General features: G+C 59.5%; 7 protein-coding genes. 3 read left to right on the top strand and 4 right to left on the bottom strand.

Annotation, left to right across the window (positions count from 1 at the left end; all coding sequences use genetic code 11):
* The first annotated feature begins 220 nt into the window (after window positions 1-220).
* Together N1078_RS18825 and N1078_RS18820 are read left to right on the top strand one after the other, a co-directional pair.
* A complete protein-coding gene (locus N1078_RS18825) occupies window positions 221-3,979 on the top strand; it encodes a response regulator (protein ID WP_274089619.1) in 3,759 nt (1,252 codons plus the stop codon).
* Window positions 3,980-4,050: 71 nt separating this feature from the next.
* A complete protein-coding gene (locus N1078_RS18820; protein ID WP_274089618.1) occupies window positions 4,051-6,198 on the top strand; it encodes a putative bifunctional diguanylate cyclase/phosphodiesterase in 2,148 nt (715 codons plus the stop codon).
* A gap of 28 nt (window positions 6,199-6,226) precedes the next feature.
* On the opposite strand, the gene N1078_RS18815 is transcribed toward N1078_RS18820, so the two are convergent.
* From N1078_RS18815 to N1078_RS18800, 4 genes are all read right to left on the bottom strand, one after another.
* Window positions 6,227-7,132, bottom strand: a complete 906-nt coding sequence (locus N1078_RS18815; protein ID WP_274089617.1) for an acyltransferase — start codon at window positions 7,130-7,132, stop codon at window positions 6,227-6,229.
* A 198-nt stretch (window positions 7,133-7,330) separates the two neighbouring features.
* On the bottom strand, window positions 7,331-9,424 hold the full coding sequence (gene pta / locus N1078_RS18810) for a phosphate acetyltransferase (protein ID WP_274089616.1): 2,094 nt from the start codon (window positions 9,422-9,424) through the stop codon (window positions 7,331-7,333).
* 10 nt (window positions 9,425-9,434) lie between these two features.
* Window positions 9,435-10,622 carry an acetate kinase gene (locus N1078_RS18805; protein WP_274089615.1) on the bottom strand — a complete coding sequence of 396 codons (1,188 nt, stop codon included), beginning with the start codon at window positions 10,620-10,622 and terminating at the stop codon, window positions 9,435-9,437.
* Window positions 10,623-10,994, bottom strand: a complete 372-nt coding sequence (locus N1078_RS18800) for a DUF3565 domain-containing protein (RefSeq protein WP_274089614.1) — start codon at window positions 10,992-10,994, stop codon at window positions 10,623-10,625.
* Between N1078_RS18800 and N1078_RS18795 the strand changes: the two genes are divergently transcribed.
* Entirely contained in the window at window positions 10,963-11,448 is a 486-nt protein-coding gene (locus tag N1078_RS18795; protein WP_274089613.1) for an FKBP-type peptidyl-prolyl cis-trans isomerase, read from the top strand. The genes N1078_RS18800 and N1078_RS18795 overlap by 32 nt on opposite strands.
* Window positions 11,449-11,632: the final 184 nt, after the last annotated feature.

Here is an 11,632-nt window from a genome sequence, read left to right as displayed (position 1 = left end):
GCCTGAACCGCCGTGTACGGAACCGTACGCACGGTGGTGTGGGAGGACGGCGGCCGTGAGGCCGCCTCCTACCCGATCCTGCGAATTGTGCGCGGGGTGTTTAGCCTGGACCCAGAGAGCGAGCCTTTAATATCTGGCTAGACTGCTAGTAATCGTTACTTAAATTTTGCTGCCGTGGCGCAACTGTGTGCGCCTTACATGGATGAAGATTGGAGATCGCATGGACGACCGGCCTGCCGTTACCCCTCGCAAACCCTGGCTACCCATTTGGGTCACCCTGATTCTCCTGGTGGGTCTGGGCGGCCTGTCACTTTGGCAATGGCGCGCCCTTGAGCAGCGAGAGCACGAGCAGCGTCAGCTGCGCTTCGAACTCGATGCACAGGATGTCAGTCAGCGGGTCCTCAGTCGCATGCAGTCCTATGAAATGGTGCTACGCGGAACGTCAGGCTTGATGAGCGGAAGCGAATACGTCTCCTCGGTTGAGTGGGAGCGGGCCATGGATCAGTTGCAGTTACAGGATCGCTACCCGGGTATTCAAGCGCTAGCGTGGTCGCGTTATTTGTTAGCGGATCAGCTCGAAAAGCTTGTTGCGCAAGAGCAGGGAATAGACCGTGATAGACCATTGTTCTTTCCGTCTGGGCAGCGAGAGCAATACTTACTCATCGAGTACATCAGTCCGCTGGATTGGCGAAATCGGCGGGTGCTAGGGTTTGACATGCTAAGCGAAACGGTGCGGCAGACGGCCATTGAACTGGCCATTGATAGTGGCGTCGCGACCCTCAGTGCACCGGTCACACTCCGCCAGGAAACCAAGGAAAATATTCAAGCGGGCGTGTTGCTGTATTTGCCGGTGTATAAGCCGGATAAACCATTGAATACGGTGGAAGAGCGCCGTGCAGCACTATTAGGCACGGTGCATGCCGCATTTCGCAGCCAGGATTTGATGTCCGGCATTCTGGGCGCGCAGGCCAGTCGTTTCTCGATAGTCCTGACAGATAAGCAAGCCCCGGAGACGCTCCTGCTCAGTGGTGAAACCTCCAGCGCAACAGCCCCACCGGCGTTTCTGCATGTACTGGAACTACCACTGTACGGCCGTAACTGGGTGCTTGAAGTCAGCAGTACTGCCGTCTATGACGCCGAGCAACTCAACCCGGCCAGCAGCCTGCGCCTATGGCTGAGCCTGGCGGCGGCCGCACTGCTGGCGTTGTTAGTCGGCGGGTATCTGTATTTACGTGAGCGTGAGTTAGTGGCCAGTCAGCTGGCGACGGAGCAATTGCGTGAGCGCGAAGAGCGTTTTCGCCTGCTGGTTGAACTCTTGCCGGTGGCCACCTTGCTATGCGATGCCGAGGGGCGCATCGAGATGGCGAATCGCAGCGCTGCGGAGCTGCTCGACTCGACGCCGGCGAGTCTGCTCGGTGAACGTGTAAGGCGCTTCCTGCCTACTGTCGGGCAACTCAGCACGTTGGCGATAGACCACGACACGCCCGAGTTGGCTCATGAGTATCAGATTCGTCCTGAGCGCGGCGGCGAGTTGCCGGTTGCGCTGAGTGTGAGTGTGCTGGGTGATTCTACGGGGGTGAACTACCTGATTAACCTCGTCGATTTACGAGCCCGCAAAGGTGCCGAGGAGCGCTTTCGTCTTGTGGTCGAAGCCTCGCCCAACGCTATTGTGCTGGTGGACAGTCAAGGCTGTATTGCCATGGTCAACCGTCAGACCGAGCAGCTTTTTGGCTATGACCGCGAGACGTTACTGGCACAACCCGTAGAAATGCTCTTGCCGACTGATTTACGCCATAGCCACGTGCCGCAGCGTAAGGCCTACCAGGGCAATCCAGAACCGCGGCGCATGGGCAGTAACCGTGAATTGTTTGGCCAGCACCGCGACGGTCACCTGATCCCCCTTGAGGTGGGGCTGTCGCCCATACGCAGTGGTGAAGAGGCGTTGGTACAGGCGGTGATTATTGACATCAGCGAACGTAAGGCCGCCGAGCAGCGCCTGCGCGATCAGGCCGATCAGTTGATGCTGGCCAACCGTTACAAGTCAGAGTTTCTCGCCAATATGTCCCATGAGCTGCGAACGCCGCTCAACAGTATTTTGATACTCAGCGATCAACTACGCCTCAATAGTGCGGGCAATCTCACCGAGAAACAGGCTAAGCATGCCGACATCGTGCACCGTGCGGGCAGTGATCTACTGCAATTGATTAACGACGTGCTCGACCTGGCCAAAGTCGAGTCCGGGCGTATGCAGCTGAAAATAGAACCATTGAACATGCAGGATATTCTGGTCGAGCTGGATGCCGGCTTGCGGCCCATGGCGGAAATTAAAGGCCTGCGCCTGCACACCCAGTTGGAGGCGGGCGTGCCGCGAGTGATTCACAGTGACCGCATACGCTTGCATCAGATTTTGCGCAATTTGCTCTCCAATGCCCTGAAGTTTACCGAGCAGGGAGAGGTCAGCCTGACGGTATCCTGTGCCGCCGGTGAGCCGGATGAGGGGTATGAGCTGCTGAATTTCAGCGTGCGTGATAGCGGCATGGGGATCGCCCCTGAACAGCACGAACAAATATTCCAAGCCTTCCAGCAGATCGATGGTTCTACCAGTCGGCGCTTCGGTGGCACTGGGCTGGGGTTGGCAATCACGCGTCAGTTGGTATTGGCCATGGACGGTGAAATCACCCTGCAAAGTGCGCTGGGTGAGGGCTCCTGTTTTACTGTGCGGCTGCCGGTAAGGGTGATGGCGCAGGAGCAGGTGCAAGCCGTGACAGACGCACCGCAGCGCAGCGGCGTGGGGCCGGCTGTGCTGATTGTTGAGGACGATGTAGATTTCGCCATGGTGCTGGCAGAGGAAGCGCACGCGCATGGCTTTGCCAGTGTGCATTGCCGCTCCGGCAAGCAGGCACTTGGCCTGCTGAAAGGCGAGCGCTTCAGTGCGATCATTCTAGATATCCTGTTACCCGATATCAGCGGCTGGCAGTTGTTCCGTAATCTGCGCAGTCATGCCAGTTACAGGGACACGCCGGTGCACATCATCTCTTGCGTACCGCAACCGGCCGACTGGAGCGATGACAGCACACGCTATCTGGTCAAGCCAATCCAGCTTGCAGATCTGGAAAAGGTTTTTGACGATCTGCAAATGGTCGGCCAGCAGCCGGCGCAGCACTTGCTGCTGGTGGAGGATGTTGAGGTTGAGCGTGAGCATTACCGTGAGCACCTGCAACAAATGGGCTTTACCGTACAGGCCTGCGCGCGGGCCGATGAAGCGCAGCAGGCTTACGTCGCGGGCGCGTTCAACGCGTTGGTGATTGATCTTGATCTACCTGATCAGGATGGCTTTGAACTGTTGGAAACACTTAATCGGCAGCGACCGCTCGATGATGCGCGGGTGGTGATCAACACCGGTATTGATGTCACCCGGCAGGCCTTGCAGCGCCTGCGCCGTTACAGTGCGGTAGTGGTGCACAAGCATGGCGAGGACATGCAGGCGCTAAGTGAGGCGGTGCAGGGTTTTCTCGGCGATGTGCGTAACCCTGCGCGATTAGGTGTGTCGAGGGTTGAAAACCCGCTAGAAGGTCGGCGGATTCTTTTGGTCGATGATGATGTACGCAACGTTTATGCCCTGACCGCTTTGCTCGACGAGGTGGGGTTGATCATCAGTTCGGCTAAGGACGGCCAGGAAGCGATTGAGTGTTATGAGCGTGAACCGTTCGACTTGATCCTGATGGACATGGCCATGCCGGTCATGGACGGCTATACCGCGACTCGATTGCTGAAAACCGAGCATGCCTGCCGTATTCCAATCATTGCGCTGACGGCCCACGCCATGAAAGGCGACCGGGAGAAGTGCATCACCGCCGGCGCCGACGACTATTTAGCCAAGCCGGTAAGTCGTGAGGCCTTGTTGGAATTATTGAGGCGCTGGCTGGCAGCGACCGACACGCCCGGCGGTTCATCCGCTGCAGCGGAACCGCCTGAGTAGTTTTGCTGCAGCCTGCTAACCTGAATTGCAACAGGAGCCGAAAGGCACTCGCCAGGGACAAGGGGAACTGTATGGCCCATGCGCAACTCAAGGTCACCACCGCTGCACAGGTTCTGCTGGTAGTGGATGACCGCCCGGAAAATCTGGAGGCCATGCAGGCCCTGCTGGAAGATGGCGACTGGGAACTGCGTTGCGTCGACTCAGGCGAAGCCGCTTTGCAGTGCCTGCTTGAAGAGGATGTCGGTCTGGTCCTGCTGGATGTGCAGATGCCGTTTATGGATGGCTTCGAAGTCGCCCGGTTGATGCGTGGCAATCCGCGTACTCGCTACACCCCCATCATCTTCGTCTCCGCCATCGCCCAGACCCAGGATTCAGTCCTAAAGGGGTATGCCACCGGTGCGGTGGATTTCATGCTCAAGCCGTTCGACTCCAGTGTCTTGCGCCACAAAATTCACGCCCTGCTCGAACATGAACGCAACCGCAGCGAACTTCTGCAGCTAACCCAGCAGCTGGACACGGCGCGGGCCTTCAATGCCTCGGTGTTGGACAACGCTGCCGAAGGCATCATGGTGGTGCGTGAGGACGGCCGCATCAGTTTTGCCAACCCGGCCATGGCCCGCATGCTTGAAGGCACGGTCAGCGATTTGGAGGGCAGTGAAATGCTCTCTTATCTGCTGGCCCCCCAGGTGACGTGCGAGTGGCGCATGTCAGAGTTTTACCGGCGCTGGCGTCGCGGCGAGGTTTATCGCCAGCACGATGCCAATCTGCGCACGCTGAGAGGCGGTGAGGTGCCGGTAGCGTTGTCCTGTTCACCTTTGCCGCGTTTGCAGCGTGCAATGGTGATCATGGCGTTGGACATGTCGGTGGAGCGTCATTTGCACCAGCAATTGGAGTCCCAGGCGATTACCGACAGTTTGACGGGCCTGCTCAATCGTCGGGGTTTCTATCAGGCGCTGGAGTCGGCGTTATCGCGTATCGAGCGGAGCGGCCAGCGTATGGCTGTGCTCTACCTCGACCTGGACGGTTTCAAACGGATCAATGACTCGCTCGGACACGATGTCGGTGACTCGTTGTTGAAGCGGGTTGGCGAGCAGCTCAAGCTAAGCTTGCGCTCCTATGACTGCCTGGCACGGATTGGCGGTGATGAGTTCACAGCCTTACTCGACAGCCTGGACCACCCGGAAGACGCTGCACGCATTGCTGAGAAACTGATTGAGCAAGTCTCGGTACGGCATACGCTCGACGGTGTTGATGTAACCCTGGGCGCGAGCGTAGGCATTGCCTGCTTCCCTGAATGTGGGCAAAGCGTTGAAACCTTGTTACGTGCAGCAGACATGGCCATGTACGAGGCCAAGCGAGCGGGTCGCCAGCAATACCGCTTCTTCTCGCCGGAGATGAATGGCCGCGCGCGCTCAAGGTTGATGCTTGAGGAAAGCTTGCGCACAGCCATCGAGAACGATGATTTCGTGCTGGTTTATCAGCCGCAGATCTACCTTGAAAGCGGGAGGCTGCGTGGTTTCGAAGCCTTGCTGCGCTGGCAGCATCGCGTCGCCGGTACGGTGGCCCCTGGGGTGTTTATCCCGCTGCTGGAGGAAACACGGCTGATCAACCGCTTGGGCAGCTGGATATTTAAAGCCGGGGTCGAACAGTGCCGGCAGATGAGTCAGCACTATGGTTCCGAGCTGGTGATCAGTTTGAATGTTAGCCCGGTGCAGTTCGGTATGCCGCAGTTGGTTAATGATTTACGTCGGGTGCTGGATGAGCATCAACTGGCACCGCAGCAGTTGGAGGTGGAAGTCACCGAGAGCGCGCTGATGCAGGACCTGGATACCAGTCGTGAACAACTGCGTCAGCTGCGTCAGCTGGGGGTGAAGATCGCGATCGACGACTTTGGTACCGGCTACTCGTCGCTGGCCTATTTGCGCCATTTCGAGCTGGATACGCTGAAGATCGACCGGCTGTTTATCAGCAGCATGCTAGGCTCGCCCCGTGATGCCGCGGTGGTCAGCACCATCATCGACCTGGGGCGGCATCTTGGGCTTGAGGTGATCGCCGAGGGGGTGGAAACCATGGCTCAGCGCGATTGGCTGGCGCAACACGACTGCGCGATCATGCAGGGTTTTCTGGTTGCACCGGGGCTGAGCGTCGAGCAGGCCAATGCGTTCCCTGCGCAAGTGGATTGGCACAACCTACCGCGCAATGAAAAGCCCGCCGGGTAGGCGGGCTTTCATTAGCCCTACTCACACTTCAGTTAGCAGGAAAGCGCTGCTTCAGCTCATCCAGTTGCGCGTCTTTGTCCAGCCAAAGCTGATTGACCCACTGCTGAAATTGCAGGCGATAAGCGTCGTCCTGATCGTAGTTGCCACCAATAAATGCCTTGGGTATTTGCACCTCTTCGAAGCGCACCACCACCTTATCAATCCGCCCGCACAACAGATCCCAGAAGCCAGGCGCCCCTTGCGGGTAGTGAATGGTGACGTTGACCAGGCTATGCAGTTGCTCACCCATGGCGTCCAGGACAAAGGCAATACCGCCGGCCTTGGGTTTGAGCAGGTGCTTGAACGGGGATTGCTGCTGAGCGTGCTTGGCCGGCGACAGGCGCGTGCCTTCAAGGAAGTTGAACACTGACACCGGGTTGGTCTTGTAGCGTTCGCAGGCCTTGCGGGTAGTGGCCAGGTCCTGACCGCGCTTCTCAGGATGTTTGGCCAGGTATTCCTTGCTAAAGCGCTTCATAAAGGGGAATTCCAGCGCCCACCAGCACAGGCCTATCACCGGCACCCAGATCAGCTCCTGTTTGAGGAAGAACTTCAGGAATGGGATACGGCGGTTGAGCTGGTATTGCAGCACCAGGATATCGACCCAACTCTGGTGGTTGCTGGTCACCAGATAGGAATGCTGCTTGTCGAAACCCTTGAGCCCTTCGACATTCCACTCGATATTGCCAACCAAGTGCATCCAGAACTTGTTGGTGGAAATCCAGAACTCGGCTGTTGCATGCATGGCCGCGCGCAATAGGCGATGGATCTGCGCGAAGGGCAGTAGAAACTTGAGCAGGGCCCCGATAAACAGCGGCCAGCAGCAAATCAATGTGTTCAGGGCGAGCAGTAGGCCCGCAATCAGGCCGCGCAGTGGCGCCGGGAGAAAATGCAGCATGGGGGCCGGTGTCTCCGAAATAGGGCGTGCGCCCGTGGTGTGTAAGTCGGTGGTTGGGCACCACCGATCGTTCGGCGCACAGATTAACGTCTGTGCACCGAACTGCAAACCACACGAAACGCCGTTTATCCACGCAGTTCGTGGTTTTTAAGGCCTATTAGCCGGTCAGTACGGCAAGTTGACGGGGGCTGGCAAGAATTAGCGCGGCAAGTTGGCGGCCTGAATTACGGTCAGGGCAATGGTGTAGACGATGTCGTCAACCAGCGCGCCGCGGGACAGGTCGTTCACCGGTTTGCGCAGGCCTTGCAGCATGGGACCGACACTGACGCAGTCGGCGCTGCGCTGGACTGCCTTGTAGGTGGTGTTGCCGGTATTCAGATCGGGGAAGATAAATACCGTGGCGCGCCCGGCCACCGCGCTGTTGGGGGCTTTTTGCCGGCCGACACTCTCGATCGCCGCGGCGTCATATTGCAGCGGGCCGTCGAGCAGTAGGTCTGGGTTGATGGCCCGTGCCAGGCGCGTAGCCTGGCGAACTTTCTCGACTTCTTCGCCGCTGCCAGAGTCGCCAGTGGAATAGCTGAGCATGGCCACGCGCGGGGTGATGCCAAACGCGCTGGCTGAGGCGGCACTTTGCAAGGCGATTTCGGCCAGTTCAGCAGCTGTCGGGTCGGGATTTACCGCGCAGTCGCCGTACACCAGCACTTGATCGGGTAGCAGCATAAAGAACACCGACGACACCAGCTGGTAACCCGGCGCGGTCTTGATCAGCTGCAGGGCCGGGCGAATAGTGTTGGCGGTGGTGTTGATCGCGCCGGATACCAGGCCGTCGACCTCATCCAGGGCCAGCATCATGGTGCCCAGCACCACAGTGTCCTCCAACTGCGCGGCAGCCATTGGCGCGTTCAGCCCCTTACCCTTGCGCAGCTCGACCATGGGCTCGACATAGCGTTCACGGATCAGGTCCGGGTCGAGAATTTCCAGCCCCTCAGGCAGTGCGATGCCATGGGCGCGGGCCACTGCGTGCACGTCTTCTGGCTTGGCCAGCAGCACGCAGCGGGCGATACCGCGCGCCTGGCAAATCGCGGCGGCTTGCACGGTGCGTGGCTCACTGCCTTCCGGCAGAACAATGCGTTTGTTCGCCGCCTTGGCGCGCTGCACCAACTGGTAGCGGAACGCGGGCGGCGACAGGTGCAGCTCGCGCGGAGTGCCACAGCGGGTAAATAGCCATTCGTGGTCGATGTGGCTGGCGACGAAGTCGGCGACCGTATCGGCGCGCTCTTTGTCGTCGACTGGGATTTCCTTATTCAGGCGGTTGAGGTTGGTCGCGGTGTCGTAAGAGCCAGTGCTCACTGTCATCACCGGTAAGCCGCTCTGCAATGCGCCGCGGCACAGCTCCATGATGCGTGGGTCAGGGGCAAAGTCGCTGCACAGCAACAGGCCGGCCAGGGGCGTGCCGTTCATCGCCGCGAGGCTGGCGGCGAGGATGATGTCGTCGCGGTCACCCGGCGTCACCACCAGCGTGCCGGGCTTGAGCAGTTGCACGGTGTTGGCCACCGCGCGGGCGCAAAGCACGATCTTGAGCATGCGCCGCTGTTCGTAATCGCCGGCATTGAGCACACGCGCGCCGAGCAGGTCAGCGATGTCACGGGTGCGTGGGGCGTTTAGCTCGTCCTGCCAGGGAATGCAGCCGAGCAGGCGGAAGTCATCACTCTTGAACAGCGGCGAGAGTTCTTTCAGGCGGCTGGTGAACGCCTCGATGCCATCCTCGTTGCGCACCTTGTTAAGGATGACCCCGAGTACTTTGGCGTCTTTCGGTCCGCCAAACAGCTGGGCTTGGATTTCCACGCGATCAATCAATTCACTGAGGTTTTCCTGCTCCGGGGCGGAGACCAAAATCACCTCGGCATCCACGCTCTTGGCCAGGTGGAAGTTGACGCGCGCGGCATAGCTGGCCTGGCGAGTCGGCACCATGCCTTCGACGATGACGACGTCCTTACCCTCAGCCGCTTGTTGGTAGAGGCTGATGATTTCTTCCAGCAGTTCATCGAGCTGGCCATCACCGAGCATGCGTTCAACATGCGCCAGGGCCAACGGTTTGGGTGAGTGCAGGCCGTGGGTACGGGCGATCAGCTCGCTGGAACGTTCCGGGCCCATGTCGCCCTGATGTGGTTGGGCGATGGGTTTGAAGAAACCAACCTTGAGGCCGGCGCGTTCCAGAGCACCCACTAGGCCGAGGCTGATTGAGGTCAGGCCGACACCGAAACCGGTGGGGGCAATAAAAAAGGTGTGCATAGGGGCTCCGTTAGGCGTCGAGTAGCGCCAGTGTATCGAGGGCAATCTGTCGTTCTTCATTGGTCGGCACGACCAGCACGCGTGGGTGCCCGTGAGCCTGGATCGGGCCGGCCGCGCCGCGCACGGTGCGGGCGTTGGCCTGGGCGTCGAGGGCCAAGTTGAGCAATTTCAGGTGGGCGACGGTCTTGATGCGAATAAGCGCCGAGTTCTCACCAATGCCGCCGGTAAAAATCAGCCCGTCGAGCTGTGGCAGGGCGCAGCTCATGGCCGCCAGGGATTTGGCCAGGCGGTAGCAAAACACCTCAATGGCCAGCGTCGCGCCGGTATGGCCTTGTTCGCGGGCTTGCTCCAAGGTGCGCATGTCGTTGGACAGGCCGGACAAACCCAGTAGCCCGCTCTCTTTATTAAGCAGGGTTTCGATCTGCTCCAGGCTCCAGCCCAGCGTTCGTGCCAGATGGCTGTGCAGGTTAGGGTCGACATCGCCGCTGCGCGTGCCCATTACCACGCCTTCCAATGGCGTCAGGCCCATGCTGGTGTCGCGACTTTGGCCGTCGACAATGGCGCAGGTTGAACAACCGTTGCCCAGGTGTGCGACCAGCCAGCTGCTGGCATGGATCGGTAGCCCACTCATCTGCGCGGCGTGTTGACTGACAAAGCGGTGGCTGGTGCCGTGAAAGCCATACCGGCGCACACCGTGCTCACGGTATAGCGGCTCCGGTATGGCATAGCGATAGGCGTGTTCGGGCAGGGTTTGGTGGAATGCAGTATCAAACACCGCCACTTGAGGCAGGTGTGGGAACAGCTTGATGGCCGCATCGATACCGAGCAGGTTGGCCGGGTTGTGCAGCGGCGCCAAGGCGGCGGTGGCGCGGATCGCGGCGATACTTGAGTCATCCAGCTTGCTGGCGGCGGTGAAGTGCTCACCGCCATGCACCACACGATGGCCAATCCCCTGCAGCTGGGCGCCCGCGGCCGCCTGGATCAGCGGTAACACTTCGACGAGGGCTGCGCGATGGTCAGCGTGCGGCAACAGCAAGCTCTGCTTGTTGCCATCCTGTTGCCAATGCACCTGCGCATCGGCGCTGCCAAGCCGTTCGGCGATACCGCTCAGGGCGAATGGCGCGTGCTCTTCGTGGACTAAAGCGAACTTGATCGACGAACTGCCGCAGTTAATCACCAGAATGTTGCGTGCGGGCATTTACCGCTCCTTGTTTAAATCATCCTGCGAGCGTTCGGTGCTCGCCTCGTTGGCGTCATGTTCGGTCGCACACCAGCCGCAGCGAAAGGGTTTACCCCGTTGCGCCTTGCGCTGTGTGGCATCCAGCACCCAGGCACGGTTTTGCCAGGGCGGCTGATGGCGCACGTGCTGGGTATGGCCGCAGGACAATACTGCCAGCCAATCGCCGTGCTCATCCTGACGAAAATCAAGCGCGCGCACTAATACCTTGCATGGCCGTCCGTCTGTGTCCGGTTCGCTTTCAGGCGCGCCCTTCGGTAAACTCGCCCGCTCTTTATTTTCAAGCAAAAGGTCCCGCCCCATGCTGATCGCCGCCAATAAGGCCGTCTCCATCGACTATACCCTGACTAACGATGCCGGTGAGGTGATCGACAGTTCCGCAGGCGGCGCGCCGCTGGTTTATCTGCACGGTGCTGGCAACATCATCGGCGGCCTGGAAAAAGCCCTGCTGGGTAAGCAGGTTGGCGATGAGCTGGACGTTGCCGTCGAGCCGCAAGACGCCTACGGCGAATACAGCGCTGAGCTGGTTGCGACCCTCAACCGTTCGATGTTCGAAGGTGTGGATGAGCTGGAAGTCGGCATGCAGTTCCACGCTTCCGGCCCGGACGGCGGCATGCAAATCGTCACCATCCGTGACCTCGACGGCGATGACGTAATCGTTGACGGCAACCACCCACTGGCCGGTCAGCGCCTGCACTTCAAGGTCAAGATTGTTGAAGTGCGTGATGCCAGCGAAGAAGAAGTTGCCCATGGCCATGTCCATGGCGAAGGTGGTCACCAGCACTAAGTTTCAGCCTTATGTCGGCGCTGTAATTCGACTTATGGTCGTATCAATTACCCGCTCGACTGCTAAGCTGAAATAGAACAAAGGCACCTTTGATAGGTGCCTTTTTATGGTGCGCCAGGCATGGCGCGTAGCGCCGTGACTGGCGCTGTCGGGTTCACTGTGGTGGTGAGCCTGGCGACTTGGA

Source organism: Pseudomonas sp. MIL19 (genome assembly GCF_028680365.1).
Classification (GTDB): Bacteria; Pseudomonadota; Gammaproteobacteria; order Pseudomonadales; family Pseudomonadaceae; genus Aquipseudomonas; species Aquipseudomonas spirodelae.
Note: the sequence above shows the minus strand (reverse complement) of the source record. Positions and strands in the feature narration are given on the sequence as shown.

Bases quoted from the DNA above. Each gene is read 5' to 3' on its own strand.
- N1078_RS18825 (WP_274089619.1), top strand. From the start codon at position 221: ATGGACGACCGGCCTGCCGTTACCCCTCGCAAACCCTGGCTACCCATT.
- N1078_RS18820 (WP_274089618.1), top strand. From the start codon at position 4,051: ATGGCCCATGCGCAACTCAAGGTCACCACCGCTGCACAGGTTCTGCTG.
- N1078_RS18815 (WP_274089617.1), bottom strand. From the start codon at position 7,132: ATGCTGCATTTTCTCCCGGCGCCACTGCGCGGCCTGATTGCGGGCCTA.
- pta (WP_274089616.1), bottom strand. From the start codon at position 9,424: ATGCACACCTTTTTTATTGCCCCCACCGGTTTCGGTGTCGGCCTGACC.
- N1078_RS18805 (WP_274089615.1), bottom strand. From the start codon at position 10,622: ATGCCCGCACGCAACATTCTGGTGATTAACTGCGGCAGTTCGTCGATC.
- N1078_RS18795 (WP_274089613.1), top strand. From the start codon at position 10,963: ATGCTGATCGCCGCCAATAAGGCCGTCTCCATCGACTATACCCTGACT.
- N1078_RS18800 (WP_274089614.1), bottom strand. From the start codon at position 10,994: ATGGAGACGGCCTTATTGGCGGCGATCAGCATGGGGCGGGACCTTTTG.